Origin of the sequence: Microbacterium sp. LjRoot45, assembly GCF_964253325.1 — a bacterium.
Lineage (GTDB): Bacteria > Actinomycetota > Actinomycetes > Actinomycetales > Microbacteriaceae > Microbacterium.
Genome location: NZ_CAXUQM020000001.1, coordinates 2495752 through 2521990, shown reverse-complemented (window position 1 = coordinate 2521990; position 26239 = coordinate 2495752). Strand labels below are relative to the sequence as shown.

The 26239-nt window shown below is 66.9% G+C and carries 27 protein-coding genes and 2 tRNA genes; 21 read left to right on the top strand and 8 right to left on the bottom strand.

All coding sequences use genetic code 11. From position 1 onward, the window contains the following. The gene (locus ACSQ18_RS12025; RefSeq protein ID WP_436037622.1) at nt 1-1647 is read right to left on the bottom strand and encodes a phytoene desaturase family protein; all 1647 of its coding nucleotides are present in this window, start codon (nt 1645-1647) and stop codon (nt 1-3) included. A 32-nt stretch (nt 1648-1679) separates the two neighbouring features. Here ACSQ18_RS12025 and ACSQ18_RS12020 point away from each other — a divergent pair, with 32 nt between their 5' ends. The 4 genes from ACSQ18_RS12020 (at nt 1680) to ACSQ18_RS12005 (ending at nt 4204) form a co-directional block, all read left to right on the top strand. Further along, nucleotides 1680-2501, top strand: coding sequence for an inositol monophosphatase family protein (locus tag ACSQ18_RS12020; RefSeq protein WP_436037621.1), 822 nt, complete (start codon nt 1680-1682; stop codon nt 2499-2501). A 133-nt stretch (nt 2502-2634) separates the two neighbouring features. Then, nucleotides 2635-3966: a peptidoglycan DD-metalloendopeptidase family protein gene (locus ACSQ18_RS12015; protein WP_436037620.1), complete on the top strand. Its 1332-nt coding sequence runs from the start codon at nt 2635-2637 to the stop codon at nt 3964-3966. Nucleotides 3967-4030: 64 nt separating this feature from the next. Then, a tRNA-Thr gene (locus tag ACSQ18_RS12010) sits at nt 4031-4102 on the top strand. Nucleotides 4103-4127: 25 nt separating this feature from the next. Continuing rightward, nucleotides 4128-4204, top strand: a tRNA-Met gene (locus ACSQ18_RS12005). 190 nt (nt 4205-4394) lie between these two features. Here the strand turns inward: ACSQ18_RS12005 and ACSQ18_RS12000 are convergent. Beyond that, nucleotides 4395-4667: a tyrosine-type recombinase/integrase gene (locus ACSQ18_RS12000; RefSeq protein WP_436037619.1), complete on the bottom strand. Its 273-nt coding sequence runs from the start codon at nt 4665-4667 to the stop codon at nt 4395-4397. Nucleotides 4668-5032: 365 nt separating this feature from the next. Here ACSQ18_RS12000 and ACSQ18_RS11995 point away from each other — a divergent pair, with 365 nt between their 5' ends. Next, nucleotides 5033-5833, top strand: coding sequence for a hypothetical protein (locus tag ACSQ18_RS11995; RefSeq protein WP_436037618.1), 801 nt, complete (start codon nt 5033-5035; stop codon nt 5831-5833). Nucleotides 5834-6119: 286 nt separating this feature from the next. Beyond that, a complete protein-coding gene (locus tag ACSQ18_RS11990; RefSeq protein ID WP_436037617.1) occupies nt 6120-6779 on the top strand; it encodes an NYN domain-containing protein in 660 nt (219 codons plus the stop codon). A 135-nt stretch (nt 6780-6914) separates the two neighbouring features. Here ACSQ18_RS11990 and ACSQ18_RS11985 read toward each other — a convergent pair whose 3' ends face one another. Further along, complete coding sequence (locus ACSQ18_RS11985) at nt 6915-7376, bottom strand: hypothetical protein (RefSeq protein WP_436037616.1); 462 nt, start codon at nt 7374-7376, stop codon at nt 6915-6917. Nucleotides 7377-7429: 53 nt separating this feature from the next. Here ACSQ18_RS11985 and ACSQ18_RS11980 point away from each other — a divergent pair, with 53 nt between their 5' ends. Continuing rightward, nucleotides 7430-7993 (top strand): hypothetical protein, encoded by a 564-nt coding sequence (locus tag ACSQ18_RS11980; RefSeq protein ID WP_436037615.1) that lies wholly within the window; start codon nt 7430-7432, stop codon nt 7991-7993. An 8-nt stretch (nt 7994-8001) separates the two neighbouring features. Here the strand turns inward: ACSQ18_RS11980 and ACSQ18_RS11975 are convergent, their stop codons facing one another. Then, nucleotides 8002-8523: a hypothetical protein gene (locus tag ACSQ18_RS11975; RefSeq protein ID WP_436037614.1), complete on the bottom strand. Its 522-nt coding sequence runs from the start codon at nt 8521-8523 to the stop codon at nt 8002-8004. A gap of 161 nt (nt 8524-8684) precedes the next feature. On the opposite strand from ACSQ18_RS11975, the gene ACSQ18_RS11970 reads away from it, so the two are divergent. Further along, nucleotides 8685-8954 carry a hypothetical protein gene (locus ACSQ18_RS11970; RefSeq protein WP_436037613.1) on the top strand — a complete coding sequence of 90 codons (270 nt, stop codon included), beginning with the start codon at nt 8685-8687 and terminating at the stop codon, nt 8952-8954. Here the strand turns inward: ACSQ18_RS11970 and ACSQ18_RS11965 are convergent. The 3 genes from ACSQ18_RS11965 to ACSQ18_RS11955 all read right to left on the bottom strand — a co-directional run bounded on the left by ACSQ18_RS11965 (nt 8951) and on the right by ACSQ18_RS11955 (nt 10558). Continuing rightward, on the bottom strand, nt 8951-9244 hold the full coding sequence (locus ACSQ18_RS11965; protein ID WP_436037611.1) for a hypothetical protein: 294 nt from the start codon (nt 9242-9244) through the stop codon (nt 8951-8953). The two genes, ACSQ18_RS11970 and ACSQ18_RS11965, sit on opposite strands and share 4 nt — an antisense overlap. Nucleotides 9245-9391: 147 nt before the next feature. Next, complete coding sequence (locus tag ACSQ18_RS11960) at nt 9392-10201, bottom strand: hypothetical protein (RefSeq protein ID WP_436037610.1); 810 nt, start codon at nt 10199-10201, stop codon at nt 9392-9394. Nucleotides 10202-10327: 126 nt separating this feature from the next. After that, nucleotides 10328-10558 carry a hypothetical protein gene (locus ACSQ18_RS11955; RefSeq protein WP_436037609.1) on the bottom strand — a complete coding sequence of 77 codons (231 nt, stop codon included), beginning with the start codon at nt 10556-10558 and terminating at the stop codon, nt 10328-10330. 688 nt (nt 10559-11246) lie between these two features. Between ACSQ18_RS11955 and ACSQ18_RS11950 the strand changes: the two genes are divergently transcribed. The 12 genes from ACSQ18_RS11950 (at nt 11247) to ACSQ18_RS11895 (ending at nt 24289) form a co-directional block, all read left to right on the top strand. Next, on the top strand, nt 11247-11954 hold the full coding sequence (locus tag ACSQ18_RS11950; RefSeq protein ID WP_436037608.1) for a GntR family transcriptional regulator: 708 nt from the start codon (nt 11247-11249) through the stop codon (nt 11952-11954). Continuing rightward, nucleotides 11951-12844, top strand: a complete 894-nt coding sequence (locus ACSQ18_RS11945; RefSeq protein ID WP_436037606.1) for a dihydrodipicolinate synthase family protein — start codon at nt 11951-11953, stop codon at nt 12842-12844. Before ACSQ18_RS11950 ends, ACSQ18_RS11945 begins: the two co-directional genes overlap by 4 nt. A 19-nt stretch (nt 12845-12863) precedes the next feature. Then, nucleotides 12864-13826 carry a carbohydrate ABC transporter permease gene (locus ACSQ18_RS11940; protein WP_436037605.1) on the top strand — a complete coding sequence of 321 codons (963 nt, stop codon included), beginning with the start codon at nt 12864-12866 and terminating at the stop codon, nt 13824-13826. After that, nucleotides 13823-14707: a carbohydrate ABC transporter permease gene (locus ACSQ18_RS11935; protein ID WP_436037604.1), complete on the top strand. Its 885-nt coding sequence runs from the start codon at nt 13823-13825 to the stop codon at nt 14705-14707. Before ACSQ18_RS11940 ends, ACSQ18_RS11935 begins: the two co-directional genes overlap by 4 nt. 39 nt (nt 14708-14746) lie before the next feature. Next, nucleotides 14747-16039: an ABC transporter substrate-binding protein gene (locus tag ACSQ18_RS11930; protein WP_436037603.1), complete on the top strand. Its 1293-nt coding sequence runs from the start codon at nt 14747-14749 to the stop codon at nt 16037-16039. Between the two features lie 82 nt (nt 16040-16121). Continuing rightward, on the top strand, nt 16122-17639 hold the full coding sequence (locus ACSQ18_RS11925) for an FAD-dependent oxidoreductase (protein WP_436037602.1): 1518 nt from the start codon (nt 16122-16124) through the stop codon (nt 17637-17639). Between the two features lie 360 nt (nt 17640-17999). Beyond that, a complete protein-coding gene (locus ACSQ18_RS11920; RefSeq protein WP_436037601.1) occupies nt 18000-19316 on the top strand; it encodes an ABC transporter substrate-binding protein in 1317 nt (438 codons plus the stop codon). 55 nt (nt 19317-19371) lie between these two features. Continuing rightward, entirely contained in the window at nt 19372-20262 is an 891-nt protein-coding gene (locus tag ACSQ18_RS11915; protein WP_436037600.1) for a carbohydrate ABC transporter permease, read from the top strand. Continuing rightward, the gene (locus ACSQ18_RS11910) at nt 20259-21149 is read left to right on the top strand and encodes a carbohydrate ABC transporter permease (RefSeq protein ID WP_436037599.1); all 891 of its coding nucleotides are present in this window, start codon (nt 20259-20261) and stop codon (nt 21147-21149) included. The genes ACSQ18_RS11915 and ACSQ18_RS11910 overlap by 4 nt, the downstream gene beginning before the upstream one ends. Further along, on the top strand, nt 21146-22642 hold the full coding sequence (locus ACSQ18_RS11905) for an FGGY-family carbohydrate kinase (protein ID WP_436037597.1): 1497 nt from the start codon (nt 21146-21148) through the stop codon (nt 22640-22642). Before ACSQ18_RS11910 ends, ACSQ18_RS11905 begins: the two co-directional genes overlap by 4 nt. Nucleotides 22643-22667: 25 nt before the next feature. Continuing rightward, the gene (locus ACSQ18_RS11900; protein WP_436037596.1) at nt 22668-23321 is read left to right on the top strand and encodes a class II aldolase/adducin family protein; all 654 of its coding nucleotides are present in this window, start codon (nt 22668-22670) and stop codon (nt 23319-23321) included. Nucleotides 23322-23329: 8 nt separating this feature from the next. Beyond that, the gene (locus tag ACSQ18_RS11895) at nt 23330-24289 is read left to right on the top strand and encodes a ketose-bisphosphate aldolase (protein WP_436037595.1); all 960 of its coding nucleotides are present in this window, start codon (nt 23330-23332) and stop codon (nt 24287-24289) included. A gap of 42 nt (nt 24290-24331) precedes the next feature. On the opposite strand, the gene ACSQ18_RS11890 is transcribed toward ACSQ18_RS11895, so the two are convergent. Further along, nucleotides 24332-25123 (bottom strand): DeoR/GlpR family DNA-binding transcription regulator, encoded by a 792-nt coding sequence (locus ACSQ18_RS11890; protein ID WP_436037594.1) that lies wholly within the window; start codon nt 25121-25123, stop codon nt 24332-24334. Nucleotides 25124-25215: 92 nt separating this feature from the next. Between ACSQ18_RS11890 and ACSQ18_RS11885 the strand changes: the two genes are divergently transcribed. Continuing rightward, nucleotides 25216-26190, top strand: coding sequence for a LacI family DNA-binding transcriptional regulator (locus ACSQ18_RS11885; protein ID WP_436037593.1), 975 nt, complete (start codon nt 25216-25218; stop codon nt 26188-26190). The last annotated feature ends 49 nt before the right edge of the window (nt 26191-26239 follow it).

Here is a 26239-nt window from a genome sequence, read left to right as displayed (position 1 = left end):
TCAGCCGCGGAGGATCTCGAGGGCGGCCATCGCGGCGTTGTGCCCGCCGATGCCGCTGACGGCGCCGCCGCGGCGGGCGCCCGATCCGCACACGAGCACGCGCTCGTGGCCGGTGGCGACGCCCCACCGCTGAGCCGGGGTGTCGAGAGGTTCATCGTCGTCCGCCCACGGCCAGGACAGGTCGCCGTGGAAGATGTCGCCGCCGATCATGCCCAGATCGGCTTCCAGATCGGCGGTGGTGCGCGCCTCGATGCATGGTCGCCCGTCGGGTGCGTCGGCGACGCAGTCCGCGATCGGCTCCGCCAGCACGGAGTCGAGCGACGCCTGAGCGGCGGCGAGGAGCTCTCCCCGCACCGTGTCGCCGTCGGCATCCGCGACGAGGCGGTGCGGCACCTGCAATCCGAAGAGCGTCAGGGTCTGCGCCCCACTGCGCTGCAGATCGTCGCCCAGGATCGACGGGTCGGTGAGGGAATGGCAGTAGATCTCCGCCGGGAGAGGCGAGGGGATGCCGCCTGCCGCAGCCATCGCGTGAGCGGCATCCAGTTGGGTCATCGTCTCGTTGATGTGGAAGGTGCCGGCGAACGCGGCCTCGGGGGCGACGTCCTCGTCGCGAAGGCGGGGGAGACGACGCAACAGCATGTTGACCTTCACCTGCGCGCCCTCTGGCCGGGGATCGTCGGGGCGCGCGTCGTCGGTGGGCGCCGCAGCAGGTGCCGTCGCCGGGGCGGTTGCCTCGGGAACGGCGCCCCCCGCACGCAGCAGGCCGCGGAGCACCGACGGGCCCACCCCGCTCAGCACGAGGCGGCCGTGGAACGTCTCGCCGTCGGCCAGCACAACCTCGCCGTCGGGGGAGACCGAGGCGACCTCGGCGTCGGTGCGCAGGTCGGCGCCCGCCGCACGGGCCGCGTGCTCGAGCGCCGCGCTGACGGTGCCCATGCCGCCGGCGGGCACGTCCCAGTCGCCCGTCCCGCCGCCGATGACGTGGTAAAGGAAGCACCGGTTCTGCCGCAGCGACGGATCGTCCGACGACGAGAACGTGCCGATGAGGCCGTCTGTCAGGGCGATGCCACGGGCGAGGTCGGTCGACAGGCTCTCGCGGAGCAGTTCGCCCAGCGGGCGCGCGGTGAGCGCATCCCATAGCCGTGCGTCGGCGACCGTGTCACGCACCGCGCTCGCTCGCCGCAGCGGCTCGGTGACCGTGGGGAACAGCGTCGCCGCCATCGGCAGGAGTCGGTCGGAGAACTCGGCGAACCGCTCCGCCTCGCGCGCGTCGCCGGTGGTCCGCGCGAAGCTCATCGCCGTCGCGAGGGCGTCGCCGTTGTCGACGAGGATGCCGCGACGCGGGTCGGCGGGATCGGGCGTATAAGAGGAGTAGCGGCGACGCCGGAGGTCGATGCGGAGGTCCAGATCGTCGATGACGCTGCCGGGAAGCAGGCTCACGAGGTAGGAGTAGCGCGACAGACGCGCATCCACGCCCTCCCACGGTCGCTCCGACACCGCGGCGCCACCCAGATGGTCCTGCCGTTCGAGGACGACGACGCGGTACCCGGCACGCGCCAGGTAGGCGGCGGCGACGAGCGCGTTGTGACCACCGCCCACGACGACGACATCGTGACGATCGGAGTGACTCGACGAGGAGCGGCTCATGGCATCCACGGTATCGGCGTAGCGTGGAATGCATGGAGGAATCTTCGTCCCGAGTCGACAGGACCGGACTGCTCGCGCTCGCCGTCGACATCGCGCGGGAGGCCGGTGCCCTCGCACGGCGCCGTCGGGCCGAGGGGGTCGCGGTCGCCGCGACGAAGTCGACCCTGGCCGACGTGGTCACCGAGGCCGACCGCGAGGTGGAAGACCTCGTCCGCGCGCGGCTGGCTGCCGCACGCCCGGGCGATGCGATCCTCGGCGAGGAGGGCGGCGCCACCGGAGCGCCCGCCGGAGACCCCACCGGCATCACGTGGGTGGTCGATCCGATCGACGGCACCGTGAACTATCTCTACGGCATCCCGCACTATGCCGTCAGCATCGCCGCCGTGACGGGGGAGCCGACAGCCGCGCGCTGGCAGCAGCAGGTCGGGGTCGTCTACCAGCCCGTCACCGACGAGCTCTTCCACGCCACGCGCGGCGGCGGGGCGTGGCTCGGCGACCAGCGGCTGCACGTCGGCGCGCCCACCGCGGCGGGTGCGCTCGTCGCGACCGGCTTCGGATACGACCCCGCTACCCACGAGGGCGACTTCGCGCGGCTGCGACGCGTCATGCCTCTCGCGCGCGACATCCGGCGGGCCGGCGCGGCGTCGCTCGACCTCGCGTACGTCGCCGCGGGGCGGCTCGACGGCTACTTCGAGCGCGGGCTGCACCCGTGGGACCACGCGGCCGGCGGACTCCTCGTGGTCGAAGCGGGCGGCCGGGTCGGCGGGATGCCGGACGGCGCTCCTGGGCGTGAGATGACGATCGCCGCGGGCCCCGAGTTGTTCGAGCGGATCAGCTCCGCGGTATATCAGTGAGCATCCATGGCATTCTCAGGCCGAGCGAGGTAGTGTTTACCCGATCGTTACCTTTCCCACCCGATTCGTGACGCTCGACGGAAGCCCCCCGAAGCCCGCGCAACCCGATGCGCCCGACCGAGAGCCTGCACTTTTGACCCTCGACGCCCCCTTGGCCGACGCTGCGCCCACGCGCCGGTCCAGCCGTGCCGCCGCGCCCGCCGTCCAGGCGGAGCTGACGCGCGCGCAGTGGCGTCGTCTGCAGGCGCAGGCCGTCGAGGTACCGCAGGTCGAGGTACCGCAGGTCGAGGCCGTGCAGGTCGAGGTGCCGCAGGTCGAGGCCCCGCAGGTCGAGGCCCCGCAGGTGTCCTCCCAGCACACCGAGCCCACGAACGGTCCGATCGCTCCGATCGCCGAGACCCGGGATGCCGCACCGGCATCCGTCTCCGCCCCCACCCTCCGACGCCGGGACCGCGCACACGCGAAGCCCGGCGTCTCTGCGTTCGCGCTCGCTGACACGCTGCCCGCCGAAGAGGTCGTCGCGACCGCGGAGGATGCCGCTGCGGAGTCCGTCCTCATCGACACGCACGCCGCCGACGCGATCCCGCTCGCGTTCGTCGCCGCTGCCGCCGAGCCGTGCCTCGCCGACGAGTTCGAGCAAGCCGCGCGCCTCCTCTCCTTCACGGGGCAGACGCCGATCCAGACCGTTCCCGTCGTGGCCGCGCCCGGTCCCGCCGCGCACGTCGTGCGTCGGCACCGTCGCGTGTCGTTCAAGCGCGTCGCCGCCACGTCGTTCTCGCTGGGTGTGATGTCGCTCGTCGGGCTGCTCGCCATCGGCACGACGCTCCCGGCATCCGCCATCTCGGCGACGCCGCCGAGCGCCGACATCGCCGTGGCCGCGCCCGAGCCGAAGGCCACCGAGAACATCCAGGCGTACGTGTCGTCGACCGACGGCGACAGCACGCTGGAGCGCTCGTCGAGCTTCGACGTCGAGTCGATGGAAGACATCGCCGCCGACTCCGGCGTCACCCAGTTCGCCGGCACCTGGGTGAGCGACCCGAGCGCCGCGATCCAGTGGCCGTTCCCGGTCGGCGTGCCGATCTCGGCCGCCTACGGCTCGCAAACCTACCTCTCGAAGTTCTCGTCGCCCCACCGCGGCGTCGACCTCACCCCCGGCACGGGCGCCGAGGTGCACGTGATCGCCGACGGCACCGTGCGCATCGCCACCGAGGCCGGCGGCGACTACGGCGTCACCGTCGTCGTCGACCACGTGATCGACGGTCGCCTCGTCTCCACCCGCTACGCGCACATGCAATACGGGTCGCTCACGGTGTCGCAGGGCGACACCGTCTCGGTGGGCGAAGTGATCGGCCGCGTCGGCCAGACCGGCAAGGCGACCGGACCCCACCTGCACTTCGAAGTGCTCCTCGACGGCACCACCCACACCGACCCGATCGCGTGGATGGAGCAGCACACCGACGGTTGACGCCGGTTCGGACGGATGCCGGTGCTCTGGTATTCTGTTCTGGTTGCCCGCACGCGGGTAGCACGCCCCGATAGCTCAGTGGCAGAGCACTTCCATGGTAAGGAAGGGGTCGTCAGTTCAATCCTGACTCGGGGCTCGCACGCCACCTTCGGGTGCATCGCGGCAGGGTAGCTCAGCTGGTCAGAGCGCACGACTCATAATCGTGAGGTCGCGGGTTCAAGCCCCGCTCCTGCTACCAAAACACCAGATCAGCCCCGGATTCGTCCGGGGCTTTCTGCGTTATGAGTCGGGCGATCCCGCACAAACCCCGCACATTCGGGCTAAGTTCCCGGGAACTTACCCCGTCCACCTCCTCGCCACTTGACGGTTGTGTTCCCGGGAACACAACCGGCGTCCAGTCCGGGAAGTGCGGAATTTCCGCACTTTCCCTAGCGGCCCATAACGGCATCGATCGCGTCTGCCGCACGCGAGCCACCTACGGTCTTGCTCATGTACGTGCCCATTGTCAGCGCCGGGTTCGCGTGCCCGAGATACTCGGCGATGTCCCTGGGGGAGAGGCCCGCTTGATCGAGCGCCGTCGCGACCGTCTTCCGGAAGCTGTGGAACGAGTACTCCCCGATCCCTAGCCGGGCCCGCGCCTCGGCCCAGTCCCGCGCAGTGTTCCTCGGGTCGCGGAGGTGCCCCAGGACGGTTGGAAACACGAGGCCGTGCAGGTGTGGGCCACCGCGGACGCGCCGGTCGCCAGGACGCCCAGGACGGCTTGGGATACCCGTAGCCGGCGGGCCCCGGCGTCGGTCTTGGTGTGCTCTTGCCGGATCACGCCTTTGCCAGTCGCTCGGACAGCATTCGCCCGGATTGTGACAGTCCCCGCGGACAGGTCGACATCGTCCCACGCCAGCGCGCACGCCTCGCTATCCGCACACCCGTCCCGGCGATGAAGTCGATCAGGTCGACGACGTCGAGCTCCCGCAGGCGGCTGTCCGTGCGGACGGTGGCGAGCAGATGGGGAGCGAGGTTGGGGTGGGGGGGTGGGTGCCCTGGTCGCGTTCCCGGCTACTCTCACGACATGACGCTGATCACCTTCGCGGTCACACCAGAGTACGTCGTCATGGCTAGCGATCGACGGCTAACGACCTCCGCCGGTCGGCGTATCATCGACCAGAGCGACCGGGCGACGAAGACGACTTTGCTCTGGGGTCAGATGCTGATGGGCTATACCGGCGTGGCGATTCTCGACGGGAAGCCGATGGAGATGTGGGCTGCGGAAGTCATCTCCGGTGTCGATCCTGCGGCTGCGCCCCAGGCGTTAGCCGACGCGATGAACGAGCATTACGCGAGCAATCGACACCTCCGGGGCGCACCTCATCAGTTTCAGTTGGCAGGGTTCGCGCACAGCCCTAACCGGACACCGTCGTCCTGGCCGGTTGGGGTCCGTGTGGGCAACTGTGAGTGGGGTGTCCAAGGGGAGATGATCCAGTTCATTCAACCTGTCGGGGACTTTCAAGTGCGCTACAGCTCGATGGGCAACCACAAGCTGATCGTCGGTGCCATCGGGGCGCCCTACCCGAAGGTCGCGATGGCGCATCTTCGGAGGACCGTGAAGTTCGCCGTGCGTGCGAACCCCTCGGACCCGGGCAGGATCTTCGAGGCGCTAGTCAACTTCACACGACTCGTCGCGTCGAGTAGCCGCGGCACAGTCGGGGAGGTCGTGACCGTCAGCTCTCTCCCTAGGTCCATCGTGCCCAGTCAAGAATTGGGTTGGACGGTACCTCTCGGCGACCAGCCACCCAGCAAGACGGCACAGTTCTCCCACACGTTCTATCCGAATGATCAGTCGAGCGCGTGGAATGGCTGCCGGCGGTCGTGACTCGCGATCTCGCGCTATCGGGGATGACTGTCGCCCCCGGCTCGAGCTCGATCGTTCCGCCGGACTTCCCAGCCTGACACTGTCGGCATCAACGGCACCGACTCCTCACCGCCACTCTGCGCCGCAGTTGCCGCGCAGACGACGGGATACCAGGAGATACCAGGAGATACCAGGACGTACTAGCAAAGTTGACACGTGGGAAAATACCCACCTAGGCTAGAAGGCAATCCACCCCGCCGTCCGGACTTAGCTTCCGCACGGCGGGGATTGTCTTAGGGGGGCCTCCGTGGCAGAGAGGGTCATCGTCTTTCTTGACTGGCAGAACGTCTACATGCGTGCCCGAGAGAGCTTCCACTCCCCCCATGACCCACACTTCAAGGGGCAGGTGAACCCTCTAGATCTGGGTTTGGATCTCGCTGCGCGCGGGCGTGATGGTGAACGCGACCTCCTCGAGGTGAGGGTCTACCGCGGTGTACCCGATCAGGCCCGCGACGCGAACGGGTACTCCGCCGCTCGGCGGCAGATGTCGATTTGGACGAGGAACAACCGCATCAACATCATCAAACGGACTCTCAGGTACCCCGCGGATTGGCCGGACTGCGAAGACTCCCCTCGCGAGAAGGGCATCGACGTGGCCCTCGCAGTCGACCTCGTGACGATGGCTTCGGAGGGGAAGTTCGATACGGCTATCGTCATGTCCTCTGACCAGGACCTGGCTCCAGCAGTTGAGTACGTCCGTGACAAGGCGCACCTCACCCACAGCAGAGTCGAAGTGGCGGCATGGCGAGGGCCGAACGGACGAAGGCCGAACAGGATCACGGCCGACCGGGTGTATTGTCACTGGCTGGACCAACAGACGTACTGGGGACTCCAAGACGAAACCGACTACCGGCACACTCCCGACACACCGACAGGAGCGTTCCCACGCCCTCCGCTCCGCTTCTAGCCGTTGGTGGTGCGGTAGGTGTCAGCGCTGGCGACGTCGGGCCTGCAGTGCGGTGATGAGTGCGATGACCGACACGACGAGTGCGGCCCCGATGATCAATCAGGTCAAGGTATCCACTCGAGAGGGTCGGGCGCGTTAGATCCCGGTGGCGAGTACCCATACCCATAGAAGTAGCGCGCCGGCCGTGAACAGGAACAAGGCGGTTAGCCACAGGTGGTAGACGCGAACCTTGCTCACATACCGCCACCACGTGGGCATACCCCATCGGGGCTCGGTCTGAGTGGTGAGCCACGTCTCGCCGTGGATTATGGGCATTCCGTGGTTGTGCTCCATCATTGCGAGCCATGCAGCGTCGGCGAGTTCGGCGATGCGGTGCCTACGCATGAGTGCGATCGCGGCGAGTCCGAGGAAGACGCCCAGAGCGCCGGCTGCCACGCGGATGAGGACAGGGATGTCGGGATTGGCGGTAATAGTGAGCGTGAAAGTGAGGGCAGTGATGCTCAGTGCTGGGGTACTCCAGACGGCGGCATCAAACTGAGCGCGCCGCGCGGCGACGGTCTGATAAGCGAGCTTCTCTTCCTCCGTAAGCGGGGTCATGCAGTCACCGTAGCGGAGTACACAAGACATACCGCTAGAGCTAGATTCCGAACATGACCATTGATTGGACGTTCCCATTCTGGGAAGCGATGGCGACGGTCGCGACCACCGCCATTGCCGTTCTGTTGGCCTTCATCGCGGTGTCGGCTGCGCGGAAGGATGCGCAGCGGGCTCGCCGCCGCACGATCGTTGATGCGATCACTTCGCTCATGCCCGAACTGATCGCGGGTGACATCGGCCAGTATCAGAGCGACCCTCGATGGCAAGCGGCCAAGCTGTTGGCCATCACGGAGCCCAAGGGTGCCGAGTTCTTCGAGTTTGCGTTCTGCGGGGTTGAGGCGGCTCGAGGGCTCGCCCACGAGAGCGAGCGTGAGAAATTCGGAGTACCGCCACGCCGGATAGCGAGGGAAGGTGTAACTCAGTACATCGCTCGAGCTGGAGCGGTTTGGGTGGAGGAGCCGGGCAAGTTTGTGAAGGAGTTCGCTAAGGACATCGTTCGGTTGAGACAGCACTCGATGGACCGACAAGAGATCGAGATCAAGTACACCGAACTCAATCTCGACGAGATCTACGGTGGGCCTGGTGAAGCGCCCAAGTACCCTGAGGACGATGACTAGGGCGGCGGCTATTGCTTGGCGTCACGGATCAGCTTGAAAGCGGCAAGTACGGCGTCCGGATGCCGAAGCGGGCTACCGTTGGCAGTCCGCGAAATCGAAGTGACGTCGAACTCGTCACCCTCGATCGAGACAGTGAATGAGACTCCCCGGTGCCGCGGTGAGCGTTCGGTGCCGTCGAAGTACATGTGCTCAGTCCGGATGCTCACCACTCGTACGTCGCTGAGGCGGTGCACCGTGACGGTCGTCGTCCCGCCGGTGGCGGACAACTCCTCGACTCGCGCCAGAACTACCCATTCCGGGTAGAAGAGCGCAATGAATCCAGTTCCCGTCCGGTCATCATCGAAGTCTCCCGCGACAGTCACCGGCTCGCCGCCACCGTCCGATGCCACGAGGATCGTAGACAGCAGTACTCCGAGCCGCCACCGGAAGTTGTCGGCGATCTGCGCAGCATCGTTGAGGGCTGAGTCCCAGCCCTTGAGGGACGCGATGCCGAAGTACACGCGGTCCGATATCTCGAGTTCTTCCGTCATACCGCGGACTCTACGCCGACCTGTCGAGGTCGGCGTTCTGTTTGGTGGTGAGGAAAGCCCGATGTCGGAGGCATCGCCGTACGATTGGCCATCGGCCGGAGGAGGGGAAACTCGGGCAGGTGGGGACGAACAGGCGGTACGCAGACGCGGTCGACGCTCGCATGAACGACCGGGTATTGCAGTCGATCGCCCGGGGCGCGAAGCTGCAGACGCTCACGCCTCTTGAGCTCCGGCTCGACGAGAAGCCGCTGACGATCGACCCGCGTCCGCGCCGGCGCGTGAAGGCGTGGGTGAGATTCGGGGACACACCCGTCCATGTCGACGCGGTCGCTGCTCGTTGGACCGCTGATGCCGTCGGGATCGTGTTCACCATCGACGGGCACGAGCATCGCTGTTGGGTCTGGTCTAGCGCTGTCGACGAAATCCCCTAGTCGAGGTAGGCGGTCTCGACCTCACCCGAGTCGAGATAGACCACCGCCATACTGAGCCGATCCACCGTTCCGCCGCATGCCCACTCGCCGCCGGGGTAGGTGCCGCGCCAGTCGACAGCGCCACCGGGCGTCTTGATCGTCTCGGTCAGTTCGAGCGATGTGGTCGAGATTGAGAGGTGTTCCGCGACCGCAGTCATGCACTGTTCGAGAGCGCGGTCTGCCTGAGGCGTGCAGGCGCTCAAGACCACCAAGAGTGGGATGACGAACGCGGCCGCCGTGGATCGATGCATGGTCGCACTATAGAGCCAGAGGACGCCCGATTGGGTTGCCCAGACCACCGAGCAATCTGCGCCGGTGAAGGCCGTAAGTGGACGAAGCACCTCCCAACCCTGGGGACAAGGTGTACGTAGAAATCGTCGCGACCGTCGCTCGTCCTGTCACTCTCGGCCGCCGGTCGGGCAGCCATCAACCGCCTCATCTGGTAGCGGTCTATTGGCGAGCCGTAGCAGTTCGTCGGCGACTCGATCCGCCGTCTGGCTGCGTGCCACTCGGACCCGCGGCGCTGCCTCCCGCGCGGCTTCCGCGAGCTCGGCGTACATGCGGTGCAGCGCGGCGTAACGCGCCGAAAGTGTCGGAGTTCCTGCGTCTAGCCAGCGTTGTAGCGCGTGGCTCGCTGAGATATCCCCGTCGTGCCATTGCTTGAGCCGCCGCGCCGTTGCCACGTCCTCATCTGACGCCGGGCGCATCCACCAGGGTTCACCTTTCGCGTCCGACTGCCTTTGGAACTCGCCTTGTCGGCGCAGCGCCGATCTCAGCAGCTCGAGGGCGGGGGCTGGCTGACGTGCACACAGCCGATGAAGAAGCATGTCGACCGTGGGCCACGGAAGCAAGTCGCCGTTCTCGTGGAAGGCATCCGCGTGGTGGCCCAGGATCTCGAATGTTGTCAGTCCGGATGCGGCGGCCAGCCGTGGAAGATCGCGGACGTGGAGGACACCCCCACAGCCGTCGCCCTCGAACTCGGCGACCTCGGGCGCAACGAGAGAACCGAGGAGTAGTTGAGCGGCATCACCGATGGGGGTCGGGGTAGCGTGCGACTCCGCCCGCGCCCACTTGTCGAGGGACACGAGGTACTCCGCACTCTCACCCCATGGGACTCGAAGACGCCGCGCGTGCACCCATTCCTGACCGCCAGTAGTGCCGGCTTCGATGTGCTGGATCTTGACTTTCGCCGACGTTTCAGACGGCACGATGACAATCTCGACACGACGCCAAACCCCTGCCGGAACGTCCCGATAGAGCCAAGTCGAACCCTCATCAGATGGGTCCGGGTGTCTCGCGCTTTCCCGAGTGATGCGCATCGATCGCGTCAGGGCTTAGATCTCGCTCTGTCGCTGCGACTCCTGGCGGTGCTTAGCGAGCTCAGCGGCGTTCCGTTCGTCACGCTCTGCGCGTGCGGCGACCACCCTGTCGATGCCGCCCTGGACGACCCATACCGAGTGTGAGCGCATGGCGTGGAAGACGGCCAGGCGGATCACCACGTACGAGATGAGCAGCCCGACGAGCAGCAGGAGGATGTTGATGAGCAGCACCGCTTCAATGTCCATGCCGCGATCATAGGAGCGACGGCTGACAGAGGTGGGGAAATTCCCACCTCTCTGGACGCCAACACGGGACGGCAACTGGGGAGATTCCCCAGTTGCGACCCTCACCAACCCCGCATTTACCCGCACATTCCGCGCTATCGCCTGACGTCTGCTGATAGCCCGTGCACAGTCGGGAACTGGGCAGAGCGATGCAGCGATACCCCGCAGTAACCCGTGATCACGCGGGTGACCTAAACGTGAGGTCGCGGGTTAAAGCCCCGCTCCTGCTACAGAAACAGCCCTCGAAACCCCGGAAATCCGCGGGTCTCGAGGGCTTCGCTGTTGCCGCTACCCGCGTCCGACTCTCGTCGACCGCCACGTGCGAGTAGAAGTGGGCTGCGATAGCGCAAAGCGCTGCCGATAACAGCGCACTCGTCGCCGACGTCTCCTCCCTGGCGGGAGGCGATGGGCGACCGACCGGGTGAAGATCACCATCGACGCCGACTCGAGGCCAGCGGGTAGGGCGGAACAGGTGCTTCCGCGCGTACGCCCGCGGTGGATGCAACTCGATGGGATGGTCGGGCGCCGCGCTCAGTGGGCGTCGGCGGAGCTCACGATTGAGTGCTTGACATCGATTTCACGACGTGTCATTCTGATGACGGTTAACCGTCAATCGATGACAGTTAGCAGCGAACGAGGGAGTTCAGTCGTGACGGATCTGGAGGCGCTGACCGGTGGTGTTCTCGCACCACGGCAGCAGATTCTGGGAGAACAGGTACTCGAGCAGCTGCGCGTGCTCATCATCACGGGCAAACTCCCGGCGGGGACACACCTCGTCGAGGCGCAGCTCTCGGCAACGTTCCAGGTGAGCCGAGGGCCCATACGCGACGCGCTTTCGCAGCTGGAGGCGGAGGGTCTCGTCGAGAGCCGTCGCCGCGGCTCGTACGTGCGCGGGCTCACCACTCGCGATATCGACGAGCTCTACTCGGTCCGAGAGGCGATCGAGCTGCAGGCGTTGCGCGTCGCCTCGCACATGCCCGCCGAGGCGTGGGAGCTCGCGCAGCCGTCGCTCGACGAGATGCGCGATGCGTCAGCGAGCGGCGATCACCTGCGCTTCGCGCACGCAGACATGGCGTTCCACGCGAGCTTCTACGACGTCGCCGGCCACACACGCCTTCGCCAGATCTGGAGCCAGTACGCCCCCACGTTCGCGGTGCTGCTCGAGCTGACCACCGCCGAGGACATCGACCTCGGTCCCTCCTACGAGTCGCACGTGGAGATCCACGAGCAGATGCGCGCAGGGGAGCTCGACCGCGCGACCGTCAGCCTCCAGGAACACCTTCTCGGATCGCGTGCCCGCCTCGTCAGCGCTTACGCCCGCATGACTCTCGACGGTCTCGGAGAGGAGACACGATGACACGCCCCCTCGTTTACAGCGCGGTGACGACAGCCTTCGGTCAGGACGGTTCGCTGGACCTGGCCTCGACGCGGCGACTGTTCGCCCACGCCCTGGCCGGTGGAGTCGACGCACTGTTCGTCAACGGCACCACCGCCGAGTTCCCGGCACTCACCCTCACCGAGCGGCAGGCGCTTCTCGCCGCCGCCGTGGAGGTTGCGGGAGCGGACCGCGTGGTCGCCCACGTCGGAGCCGCCTCGCCGTACCAGACCGCGATCCTGACCGCCGATGCCCGCGCACTCGGCATCCGGAAGCTCTCGGTGCTCACCCCCTTCTACATGCCGAGCGCGATCGACGGGGTCCGCGAGCAGGTGTCGGCGGCCGTCCACGCGGCGCCGGATGCCGAGATCTTCCTCTACCTCTTCCCCGACCGCACCGGAGTGCAGCTGACGCCGGCTGAAGGCGCAGCGATCATCGAGGAGTTCGACCTCGCCGGAGCCAAGATCTCCATCGCAGGAACCGACTACCTCGCGCAGCTCGTCGCCGCGCTGAGCTCGCCGCGCACCGTGCTCTCGGGCAACGACGGACTGCTTCGCGAAGTCGTGGCCGCAGGCGGGGCCGGCGTGGTCTCCGGCGTCTCGTCGGCGATCCCCGCGCCCTTCGCCGAGTTGGCGGACGCCATCGGCGAGGGCGACCAGGACCGGCAGCAGAGCATCGCCGCCCGGGTGTCCGAGATCGTGCCGGTGCTCGGGCCGAGCATCGCCGCCCTCAAGATCGCCCAGCGCGAGCAAGGACTCATCGAGACCGCCGTGTGCCGCATGGCGATCGACATCCCCGACGAGCGCTGGGTGGCGAAGATCACCCACGTGCTCGCGACCGCCTCGCCCGAAACCAGCTCACGCGTCGCCTGACGCCACGGAGGAGATGAAGATGGCCACCGCAGTCCATCCGATCCCGGAAGTCCGGGAGACGCCGCCGACAGAACCGCAGAGTCCGCCCGTGCGCGCCCGTCGGGGCCGCCGCGGCCAGGGAGTCGGCGACCGGTCGCCGGTCGGCCTGTCGTGGGGGCTCGTGCTCCCGTCGATCGTGATCGTCGCCGTCGTCTCGATCTTTCCGATCGTGTACGCGATCAACCTCAGCCTTCACGATACGACGTACATGGAGGTGGGGGAGCTCAACGACTTCGCCCACTTCCTCCGCATCTTCACGACGCCCGAGGGTCTCGGTCAGATCGGGCGATCTTTCATCTACGTCATCGGATCGCTCCTGATCGCGGTGCCGCTGAGCCTCGGGTTGGCGAATCTGCTGAACCAGCAGGTGCGCGGGCGCCGCATCTTCCGCGTCCTGATCCTGCTGCCGTGGGTGGTCTCACAGACCGTCGCCGCTCTGCTGTGGAAGTGGCTCGTCAACCCCGACTACGGCCCCCTGGGACTCGGCGACCTGCCCTTCGGGCGCGTCGACTTCCTCGCCGATCCGGCGCTGGCAATGATCCTTCTCATCGTCGTCAACGTCTGGATCAGCTACCCGCTGGCCACGATCCTCTGCCTTGCCGCACTGCAGACCATCCCCGAGGAACTGCGCGAGGCAGCGGAGGTCGACGGTGCCGGCCCGTTCCGCCGGTTCATGCAGGTGACGCTCCCGCTCATGAAGCCGACGCTGTTCGTCGTCGCGATCCAGCTCACGCTCCTGTACTTCAACATGGTCACCCTGGTGTACACGCTGACCGGAGGCGGGCCCCTCGACGGCACGAACCTGCTGTCGCTGGCGGCGTTCAAGCAGAGCTTCGAATTCTTCAACCTCGGACTCGGAGCCGCGTACAGCGTCGTGCTGTTCGCCTTCAACATCCTGTTCGGCGCGGCCTACATCCGCCTCCTGAGGAGTGATCGCTCATGACGGAACTCGTCGCAGGTCCCCTGCCCACTCCCACGTCGCGCGCACCGCGCCGCCGTCGCCGCCGCGGCAGGACCAATCCGCTGATCTACGTCGCACTCGTCGCTGCATCGATCTTCGCGGTGCTGCCGATCCTCTGGGGCCTCAGCACCTCTTTCAAGTCTGAGAGCGCCACGCTGTCGGACCAGGGCTGGATCCCGCAGAACTTCACTCTGGAGAACTACCGGCTCGTGCTGTTCGAGTCGAAGATCCCGGTGTACCTCGGCAACACGCTGCTCGTCGCGGGTCTCACCGTCGTCGCCACGATCCTCATCGGCATCTTCGGCGCCTACGCCGCCGCGCGGTTCCGCTTCCGCGGCAAGACCACGAGCCTGTTCCTGATCCTGATGACGAGCATGATCCCGGGTATCGCGATCCTCGTGCCGCTGTACTTCCTCGCGGTCAACCTCGGCCTCTACGACACGTATGGCGTCATGATCATCATCTACACCGCGTGGCAGATCCCGACGGTGATCTGGATGCTGAAGGGCTTCTTCGAGTCGATCCCCGACTCGATCGAGGAAGCGGGCCGGGTCGACGGCGCGTCGCACTTCCGCGTGATGCTGCAGTTGGTCTTCCCGCTCGCGGTGCCGGGCATCGCCGCGGCGGCGGTGATCTCGTTCGTGTACGTCTGGAACGACTTCCTCATCGCCTCGACGATGATCTCCACCGACGACAAGCGCCTGGTCGCCGTCGGCCTTTACAACTACCTCTCCCAGTACGGGATCGTCTGGGGCCAGCTCACCGCCGCGGTGGTGGTCTCCATCGTTCCCATCGTCATCGTCTTCGTCCTGATGGAACGACGAATCGTCGCCGGTCTGTCCGCCGGCGCCACCAAGGGCTGACGCCCGTCAGGCCCACCCTCACCAAGAAAGGTTCCACCCATGAGAAGAGGCATCATCCGCAACGCCGCGGCTGTCACCCTCGTCACGGCACTCGCTCTCTCGGCGGTCGCCTGCTCGTCCAGCACTCCTCCCGCTGCCGGCGGCGACGCCGAGCTCGAGCTCTGGACGTTCCTCGACCCCAACAGCGCCGACGACCCGCGCGGCGCCGCGCTGAAGGAGATCGTCGAGGAATACAACGCTCAGAGCGACGGTACGACCGTCACGGTCCGATCGATCAACTACGCGAAGATCGACGCCGAGGTCATCAAGGCCACCGCGAGCGGTCAGGGTCCCGATCTTCTGAACGTCTACTCCAACCAGCTGCCGATGCACGTCGCGGCCAAGACGGTGCAGCCGATCACCGAGTACGCGCAGCCTGCGCTGGATGCTCTCGGCGACGACTTCCTGTTCCCGATCGACGGCGTCACGTTCGACGGCGAGATCATGGCCATGCCGTGGGAGATCCGCGCCTGGTTGCTCTGGTACCGCGCCGACCTGCTCGAGGCGGCGGGCGTCGAGGTCCCGACCACGCTCGACGAGGTCGGCGAGGCGGCCGCAGCGCTGCAGAAGACCGGTGTCACCGGCCTCGGCGTCGGGTTCTCCAACGCCGGACTGGGCGCGAGCTTCATGGAGAAGTTCGTTCCCTTCACATGGGGCAACGGCGGTGAGATCCTCGACGGCGGCGACGCGGTCTTTGACGACGCCGCAGGCGTCGCCACGATGCAGCAGTTCATCGACTGGAAGAGCCAGGGCGCATTCGGAGATGAGGTGCTGAGCATGGGCGCCGACGAGATCCTCAACGGCGTGAAGGCCGGGACCATCGCCATGGCCATTGAAGGCTCGTTCCGCGTCGCGGCCGCGCGCAGCGGCGAGGGCGTCGGTGACAACCTCCAGACCGCGCCGATCCCGTCGGACGACGCTGCCACTCCGCTGCAGACCCCCGTCGCAGGCCAGACGCTCACCGTGGGAACCAACGCGACCGATACCGACGCCGCATGGGACTTCATCGAGTTCTACACCTCAGCGACGTCGCAGGAGAAGTTCGCGGCCGCCGGCGTTCTGCCGGTGCTCTCGAGCGTGTACGAATCTCCGGCGGTAACGGCGCTGCCCAACGCCGACGAGCTCAACTCGTGGCTCGACTACATCCGCGATTACGGCCGCCCGAACCCCGTCTCCGAGAACTTCTCGGAACTCTCGGACAGCCTCGTGACCGGCGCCCAACAGGTCGTCTTCCAGGGGGCTGATCCCGCCGAGACGCTGACCCGCGTCGCCGACGCGTACAACGCCCAATAGGAGCGCTGCGCCAGACCCGGGGGAGGTGGGGCTCACCGCGCCGCCTCCCCCGTACCACCCACCACCAGAAAGAAGGACACCAGTGAGCGACACCACCGACTACGACGTCATCGTCTGCGGCGGTGGCCCCTCCGGGAACATGGCCGCCATCGCGGCCGGACGCGCCGGGGCCAAGACCCTGATCATCGAGAAGTACGGTTTCATCGGAGGGATGGCCACGTCGGGCTGGCTCGGCCCGATCTCACCGATGCACTTCGGCGACGAGCGCGTCATCGCCGGCATCCCCGAGGAATTCGTCGACCGCATGCGTCAGGCGGGCGGATCCACCGGTCACCTTCGCTGCACCAACCCCCATGGGTCGGGTGCCTACCTCGGCTTCTACGACCGCGAGCACTACAAGTGGACCGCGATCCAGATGCTGCAGGAGGCGGGCGTCGACATCCTGTTCCACTCGTTCGTCTCCGACGTCGTCGTCGAGGGCGACACCGTGAAGGGCGTCGAGGTCGCCAACAAGTCGGGCAAACGCGTCTACACCGCGAAGACGATCGTGGATGCCACGGGCGACGGCGACGTCGCTGCTCTCGCCGGCGCCGAGCACACGGTCGGCAACGAGCACGGCGTCTCGCAGCCGGGAACGCTGATGTTCGACATGGCGAACGTCGACACCGATCGTCTCAAGGAGTACATGGACTCGCACCTCGACGCCTTCGAATGGGCGTCGGAGATGGTCGCGCTCCAGCCGTTCAGCGACGACCTCCAGCAGCAGCACTTCGTGGGCCAGGGGTTCCTCGACGAGATCGGCCGCGGACTGAACAGCGGCGAGCTCTACCTCGGACGCAACTCCATCCTCTTCCTCACGACGACCCATCCCGGTCTCGTGCACTTCAACTCCACGCGCATCGCCGGCGTCGACGGCCGCTCGGCCGAGTCGCTCACCGAGGGAGAGATCGATGGGCGCAAGCAGGTGATGAGCCTCTCGAGCTACCTCGTGAAGCACATCCCGGGATTTGAGAACGCCTATCTCGCCGGCACCGGAACGCAGATCGGCATCCGTGAGTCTCGTCACATCACGGGCGAGTACGTCATCACCGGCGAGGATGTGTACGAGGGCCGGAAGTTCGACGACGTCATTGCGCGCGGCTATTTCCCGATCGACATCCACAACCTCAAGGGCAAGGAAGGCTACAGCGAGCACGGTGCCGGGGGAGTGTGGACCGACCCGCAGGACTCCTACGACATCCCGATGCGCACGCTCATCCCGGTGCGACTGAACGGGCTGGTGATGGCGGGGCGCGCGATCTCCGCCACCCACGAGGCCCACGGTTCGTTGCGCACGCAGGGCGGTGCCATGGGCATCGGTCACGCAGCCGGCGTGCTGGCCAGCCAGGCGGCGCTGCGCGGCGAGCAGCCGCGAGAAGTCCCGTACGCGGCGGTCGAGAAGGTCCTGCTCGAGCAGAAGGCGTCGCTGCGCCGTGACCCCGCGAAGGTGGAACGGGAACGCGCGGCAGCTGCCGAAGCGAACGAGCGCGCCCTCGCCGAAGGAAAGATCACCGGCCTGTACTTCCCCGGGGCGCTGGCCGGCACCGCGCCGCGTCTGTGACGCGGTCGGGGGCATCCTCCGTCGACCCAACGCCGAGACGAGGTGGATGCCCCCGGGGGCGGGCGAACCCGCCGACACCCTGTCCGGTGTCGGGTCGATGGTAGCGCCCGCCTGCGGACCCGACGACGGAGATTCGCCCGAACGGCGCTTGCGATTAGGCAAGCGCCGTTTTCGGCTTTCTTCGGGGCGGGCGCTCGCCGCGCGGTTGCGAAAACGCAAGCTCGGGGTGAGGAAAACACAGGAAACAGAAGAGTTTCGACCGATTTGCCTGATTTTCTGGTCTTGAAACCGCAAGAAATCTAAACTTCAGACGTCCCGGTGACTACCGAGCACTTACAGAGACGTGAGGAGTTCACAGCAATGAAGCTCAAGAGAAGCGCGGCTGCGGCCGGCACGGCCGTCGTGGCCCTGAGCCTGGCGGCGTGCGCCGGTGGGGCTGCCCCCACCAACACTTCCGGAGGCGAGTCCGACACGGTCACCTTCCGGTCTTGGAGCCCGATCGAGCAGACGACCAGGCAGATGATCGACGCGTTCGAGGCATCCGGCGAGGGCAAGATCGACGCGACGATCTTCAACTACCCGGAATACATCGTCGACCTGCAGAGCCGCGCCAGCTCGAACACCATGCCCGACATCGTGGGCCTGCAGCCGGGCGCGCTCACCCAGCAATACCGCGACTACCTCATGCCGCTGCAGGACTGCGCCGCCGACACCTGGGGTGACGACTGGCAGAGCAAGTTCTACCCCATCGGCATCGAGCAGTCGCGGATGGGCAACCCCGACGGAGACGAGAACTTCTACTCGCTGCCGATTCTCACCCAGACGGTCAACCTCTGGGCCAACACGGAGATCTTCGACGAGCAGGGCAAGGAGCTGCCGACGACCTGGGACGAGCTCGAGAGCACCGTCAAGGACATGTCCGGTGGCGACTTCGCTCCGTTCTTGCTCCCCGCCAAGGACTCGTGGCTGCGGAACGTCGTTTTCCTGCAGATCGTCAACAACGTCGCTCCCGGTCTGGTCTACGAGGCCGAAGATGGGACTGCGTCGTGGACCGACCCGAAGATCGTCACCGGCTTCGAGTACTGGCAGAAGCTCTTCACCGACGGTATCGCGCAGAGCGGTGCCATCGGCCTCGACGCCTATCCGTCGGCGGTGAACCAGTTCGAAGCAGGCAACGCCGCGATGATCCCGCTGGGCGCGTGGTGGATCCAGCAGTCCGACCCGACGAAGACCGACATCCCGCCGCTGTCCGAGGGGATGTCCGGCTATCGTCCGTTCCTGTTCCCGACCATCCCGGGCGGCGCCGCGGAGTCCCAGTTCGTGGGCGGGATCGACGTGAGCCTGGGTATCTCGAAGAACTCCGCCAACCCCGAGCTCGCCTGCAAGGTGCTCACCGATTTCATCGCCGGTGCCGGCGCACAGAAGCTCGTCAACACGATGAACGACGTTCCGGCGGTGACCGGTATGTCGCCCGAGGTGTTCACGAGCGACCGCCAGGAGGAGATCTGGAACCTCTTCGTCGACGAGTGGCTGCCCAAGGTCACCTACTCGCGCTACTTCGAGTCGCCTGAGCTCGACCAGGCCGTCGCTGACGCTCTCTCGGCACTGGCCACCGGCAGCAGCACTCCCCAGGAGGCCGCGGAGTCGGTGCAGGCCGTGCAGGACTCGTTGAACTGATCGAACATGTGGGGTGGCCGGGGATGAACCCCGGCCACCCCGGAGGTGGACTTCCATGAAAGCGCGGACTCGTGAGAGGCTGACCGGCCTCGGCTTCCTGGCCCCGACGATCTTGCTGTTCTGCACGTTCGTGATCTATCCGATCGCCTACAACCTGCAGGCCAGCACGCTCGACTGGGACGGCGTGAACACCGGTACGGCCGTGGGCCTGGACAACTATGCCCAGCTGTTCCAAGACCCGACGTTCCTCATCACCCTGCGCAACTCGGCCTTCTGGATCGTGCTGACCATCGTGCCGCAGGCGGTCATCGGGTTCCTGCTGGCCGTCGCCCTCAACCAACAGTTGCGGGGCAGCACGGTGTACCGGGCGATCTTCTTCATTCCCGCGATCCTGTCGCCGGTCGTGGTCGGGATTGTCTGGCAGCGGATCATGGACCCCTTCAACGGAGTGCTCGTCGAAGTCGGCAAAGCGACGGGCCTGAGCTTCCTCGCGGGCGACTACCTCAGCAACCCCGATACGGCCATCTTCGCGGTGATCTTCGTGAACGTCTGGATGTGGACCGGTTTCTCGATGCTGTTCTACCTCGCCGGTCTCCAGCTGATCGATCCGAGCCTCACCGAAGCCGCTCGCATCGACGGCGCGAACGGGATCCAGACCATGGCCCGCATCACCTTCCCTCTCCTCAAGAGCACCACTCTCTCACTCGTTTTGCTGGGGATCATCGGGTCGCTCAAGACTTTCGAGCTGGTCTACGTGCTCACCGAGGGCGGGCCCAACCACGCATCCGAGATGCTCCCGACCTTCGCCTTCATGGAAGCCTTCCGACTGCAGAACGTCGGCTACGCCTCCGCGATCAGCGTCGTTCTGCTGGTGATCGCGGTCGTCAGCTCGCTGTCCATGGTCCGGGTCTTCGGGGCCGGTTTCATCACGGGAGACGAGAAGTGACCGCCACCGAGACCCGCCGCATCACCGTGCCCTCCTCCCGTCGCCGCGGGCGTCGCGGCGGCGGGAGCGCCCCGGGCCACCGCGTCGGATGGCTGCACTTCGTCCTGGTGCCCCTGGCAGTGCTGTGGATGGTGCCCATCATCATGGTCGTGGGGCTGTCGCTGATGCCGCCCGAGAACCCGTCGACCGGCTTCTTCGGCATCCTCCCCGAAGTGTTCAGCTTCAAGAACTACGTCAACATCTGGCAACAGAACCCGATCCTCCTGCATCTGCTCAACAGCGTGCTGATCACCGTGCCCTCCGTCCTGCTCGTGTGCCTGCTCGGGTCGATGGCCGCTTTCGCCTTGGCCCGCCTTCGCGTCCCGCTGAAGGCGCTCATCTTCGGTGCACTGATCCTCGCCCTGATACTCCCGATGTCGAGCATCGTCGTGGCGACCTTCCGCATCCTGCAGTCGATGCAGCTCTACAACAACCTCGCCGGGCTCGTGCTGGTCTATACGGCGCTTGGTCTGCCGTTCGCGGTGATCATCATCCGCACGTCGTACCTGGCGATCCCCATGGAGACCTACGAGGCGGCCCGGCTCGACGGTGCAGATTCGTGGCAGATCTTCTGGCGTGTCTACCTTCCGCTCGGCAAGCCCGCGCTCGCCGTCGTCGCCATCTGGCAGACGATGATGAGCTGGAACGACTTCCTGCTGCCGTTGGTCGCCCTCGGTGACAATGAGCTGAAGCCCCTCACCCTGGTGCCGCTGGCGTACCGCGGCATGTATCTCAGCCAGCCGGGCGCGCTGTTCGCCATTTTGGTGCTCATCTCCATCCCGGTGATCGCGCTGTTCGTCTTCATTCAGAAGTACCTGGTGAACGGACTGTCGGGAGCGATCAAGTGAGCGTCGTCGGACTCGACCTCGGCACGAGCGGAGTGCGCGCGGTTGCCTACACCGCGGATGGGTGTGCGCTCGCGTCGCGAGGCGTCTCCTTGCGGCTCTCGCGCCCGGCGCCGGGCACCGTCGAACTGGACGCCGGGCAGATCGTGGCGGCCGCCGAATCTGTCCTCTCGGGGGTGGCCGCCGAGGCGCGGGATGCCGGTGACCCGGTTCGCGCAGTCGCGTGCAGCGTGCTCGGCGAAGCGGTCGTTCCGCTGGACGCCGACGGGATGCCGTCAGCTCCGGTGGCGGTGAGCATGGACTCGCGGGGCGACGGTCCGGCCGCGAGGATGGCGTTGCCGCGGGGTCGGTTCACCGAGATCAGCGGCCAACCCCTGCACGGCATGTTCTCCGCGTTCAAGATCGCGGCGGGCGTCGGGTCGTGGCGCGACGCTCACGCCTATCGCTGCATGGGCGACCTTCTCGCCGAGCGATGGACGGGTACGGCCGTCATCGACTACAGCCAGGCCGCACGCACCGGTCTCTTCGACATCACGACGCGTTCCTGGAGCGACGAGATCATCGGCGCACTCGCGGACGACGCCCCGTGGCTCCAGAAGGAGAAGCTGCCGTCGGTGGCGCCCGGTGGGAGGGCCGTCGGCGAGATCGATGCCGCGACGGCTACTCGCCTGGGACTCGAACCGGGTACCCTCCTCGTCGCCGGAGCGCACGACCAGGCGGCTGCCTACCTGGGCGGCGGCGGCGTGCCAGGCATCCGCTCGATCATCTCGTTCGGATCGAGCGATTGCGTCACCGTCGGCACCATCTCCCGCCCGGCGCTCGCCGACGGGACCGGGTTCGCGGCGTATCCCGTGGACGACGAGCTGTGGGTCACCCTCGCCGGCACCGCCGCCGGCGGATGGGCGTTGGAGTGGTTCGCCGGCATCCTCGGCGAGTCGGTGCACGACGTCTTCGGTGCGCTCGCCGACGAGCCGCCGGCCCTGTTGATGCTGCCGTACCTCGCGGGGTCCGGGACCATCGACAATGACGTCCGCGGACGCGGGGTCGTGCATGGACTGACGCTCGAGACCTCGCGTGCCCAGCTCGCTCGCGCCGTCGTGGAGGCGGCCGGGTTCGAGTTCGCCAAGATCCTCTCGGCCTTCGACAGCCAGGGCGTCACGGTCGGCGACCTCCTCGTCTCGGGTTCGGGGGCGGCGAATCCCCTCGCCCTTCAGTGTCGGGCCGAAGCGGCGGGTGCAGCGCTCACCCCTACCGTGCCCGATGCCTCGGCCCGCGGCGCCGCGCTGCTGGCTGCTCGCGGTGCGGGTATCCATGCGCCCGGTCTCGCACGCCTGGAGGTCTCCGCCGAGTGTCGGTGCTCGCCGACCGCGGCCTACCACCCGTGGTACGCCTCGCAACGCCGCGCCTACGGAGACCTCTACGCCTCGACCCGCTCCCTCGCTCACCATCTGGCGGCTGGACCCGCCGCCGCTTCCGCCGACTCACCCCTCGCCTAGACCCTTCACGAACAGGAGAACACCCATGAGCACACTTACCGAGACCGAATTTGATCTGGCCGCCGCCAAGCGAGAGATCCACGAGTACTGCCTGCGGTCGATGGAGTACGGCCTGAACTTCAACACGCAGGGCAATATCTCGCTGCGCGTGCCCGGAGTCGAGGATCGCTTCCTCATCACTCCCACCGATCTCGAATACGACAAGATGTCGCCCGACGACATCGTGCTCGTCAACGGCGACAGTGAGGTGATCGACGGTCCCCTGCTCCCCTCGAGCGAGGTCACGGTGCACATGGCCGTGTACAAGCGCCGCCCCGACGTGAACGCGATCGTTCACTCCGAGCCCGTGTTCTCCAACGTATGGGGAGTGGTCGGGAAGCCGATCCTCGGCACCCTCGTCAATATGGTCATCTACACCAAGGGCGACGTGCCGATCATGCCGTTCGAACTGAGCAACAACACCGAGTTCGGTGAGCACATGTGCGATGTCATGGGCGACCTCAATGCGGTGGTCTGGGCCAACCACGGGTTGCTCACCGTAGGGCCCAACCTGCGCGACGCTTTCAAGACGTCGGTGGCGGTGGAGTCGGCCGCGCGCGTGCAGGCCTACGCCGGCGCGCTCACGGACTCTCCGATCGTGCTGGAGTACGACAAGCTCGGCATCACCCACTCGTTGTGAGGTGCGCTGTGAGTCTGGTCACGCTCCGGGTCGCCCTCGCCCGCGCAGAAGAGGGAGGGTATGCCGTCGGCGCCTTCAACGTGTCGAGCCTCGATCAGGCGATCGCCGTTCTCGACGCCGCCGAGGTGGAGCGCTCGCCGGTGATCGTCCAGTCGATCGCCGGAATGAGCGCCTACGCCGATGAGGAGCGCTGGTGGAAGCGTCTGCGCCGGATCATCGACGATTACCCCTCCGTACCCGCCGTTCTCCACCTCGACCACGGCCGCACGTACGAAGACTGCGCCCGGGCCGTCGACTGCGGGTTCTCCAGCGTCATGATCGACGCGAGTCGCGAGGCCGACGGGGATCTCCCGGCATCCTTCGACGACAACGTCGCGCTCACCCGCCGGGTCGTCGAGATGGCGCGCCCGCACGGGGTCAGCGTCGAGGGGGAACTCGGGACCATCGGTGGGGCGGAGGCCGGCATCGCGGGAATCGCCGAGAACATCGTCTTCGCTGATCCGGAGCAGGCTGCTCTCTTCGTTTCACGGACCGGGGTGGATGCTCTGGCCGTGGCCGTGGGTACGAGTCACGGATCGGTGAAGTTCACCGATGAGTCGGGCGGGCAGCGCCTGCGGATCGGGCTCATCGCCGAGATCAAGGAGCGTCTGCCGGACACCGCGCTCGTGCTGCACGGATCCTCGTCGATCCCGGCGGAGGCCGTTGCGGTGATCAACGCTCACGGTGGCGACGTTCGGCCCTCGTACGGCGTGTCGCCAGAGCAGAAGAGCGAGGCGATCGCGCACGGCATCCGCAAGATCAACCAGGGCACCGACTCGCATCTGGCGTGGACGGCGGCGATGCGACGGTTCCTGGGGGAGAACCCCGCCGTCGTGGAGCCCAGTGCGCTGCTCGCGCCTGCCGTCGACGCCTTCCGTGAGATGGTGGCGACGCGGATGCGGGAGTTCGGCTCTGCAGGACGCGCGTGAGCGTCCGTCCGCGCCGCCTCGGCCCGGTGCCCGAGGCTCGCGTCAGACGACCTCGACCTGCAGTCCGGACTCGCGCAGAGCGTCGACGTGCGGCTCGGGAGCTTCGGTACCCGTGATGAGCAGGTCGGCGCGATCGAGCGGAGCGATACGGATCACCTGGCTCTTACCGATCTTCGAGCTGTCGGCGACGATGATGCGGCGTTCGGCGGCGTCGAGGAAGCGTCGCTTCATAGTGACGTCGGGCAGGCTGGAATTGGTGAAGCCCGCTGTGGACACCCCGTTGCACCCGATGAAGCACAGATCGCCGTGCACCGAGCCGACGAACATATCGCCGAGCGGATCGACCAGCGAGCGCTGCTTGTGTCGCACCGTGCCGCCGGTCACGACGGTCGTCAGGTGCTCGGCGACGCCGAGCTCGAGCGCGATCGTGAGCGAGTTGGTGAAGACGACGACGCCGCGCAGGTCATCGCGAGTCAGCAGGGCGCGGGCGATCGCGAGCGTCGTGGTGCCGGCATCCAGCAGCACTGCCATTTCACTTTCGATCAGTGCCGCCGCCGCGTAGCCGATGCGCCGCTTCTCGGTGATCGCTCGGGTAAGCGCGAGCTCGTAGTCGGGAACCTGCGCGGTCGATCGGATGCCAGCTATCGCTCCGCCGTGCACCCGCTGAATCACGTTGGCCTCGGCGAGGTAGTCGAGATCGGCCCTCACGGTGACCTCGGAAATGCTGAGCAGCCGGCTGAGTTCGGCCACTCGGGCGAACCCCTGGCGTTCGATGATCGACACCACCTGCTCGCGGCGAACCGCGGCGGGGACGGGCTGCGACCATTCCGGCATGACGTCAGCGTAGCGGGGAGGTCGCCCGAGCCGTGGAATCGATGTCACGGTTGCCGCATCCGTGCCCTGTGGCCGGATAGCCTGGTCGCAACATGGCCACGATCTACGACGTCGCTCGGCGCGCAGGGGTATCCCCGGCGACGGTGTCGCGCGTCTTCAATGGTGTCAACGTCTCGCCCGAGAAGGTGGCAGCGGTGCGCGAGGCCGTCGCCCACCTGGGCTTCGTTCCCAGTCGCGCCGCGCGCGCGCTGCGCACACGGAGCACCGAAGTGATCGCGCTGATCATCCCCGACATCGAGAATCCCTACTTCACGGAGGTTGCCCGCGGGGTCGAGGATGTCGCCCAGGAGGCGGGCTACTCGCTCGTGCTGTGCAACTCCGACGCGCGGCGCGAGAAGGAGGCCGACTATCTCGACATCGCGGTCTCGGAGCGGATGGCGGGGGTGCTCGTGGCGGGTGCGGACGCGGGTACGGATGTGTCGGGGGTGCTCGCCGCGGGCCACGCCGTCGTCGCGGTCGATCGCCCGGTTGCTGCCGACGTCGACACCGTCACGATTGCCAACCGCGAAGCGGGACGTGCCGCCACGGCCGAGCTCCTCGGCGCGGGCTACACACGCATCGCGTGCGTCACCGGTCCCGAGCAGATCGAGACGGCACGCGAGCGGGCGCTCGGCTGGCGCCAAGCACTCACGGATGCGGGCATGCCGGCACCGGATGAGCTTCTCGTCCATTCGTCGTTCCATGTCGACGGTGGGCGCGCGGCCGCTGCGGCGCTACTGTCGTCGCCCGAGCCGCCGGATGCGATCCTGGCGGGCAACAACCTGTTGGGCGTCGGCGTGATCCAGCACCTCTCGGAGATCGGGTCGGCTCCACCGGCGTTCGGCGTCGCCGTCGTCGGCTCGCTGCCGTTCACGACGCTGGCGCCGTCGGCGGTGACGGTCGTTCGGCTGCCGGCACGCGAGATGGGGGCACAGGCGGCGCGCATGCTGCTGGAGCGCATCAGCGGCGAGCGTGGTCCCGCGCGCACGATCGTGCTGGGTGGCGAGCTGCAGGCCGCGCGGCGGTAGCCGGCACGGCGGCCGGAGCCGTCCCGTCGTGCCGTCGGTTGTCCATGAA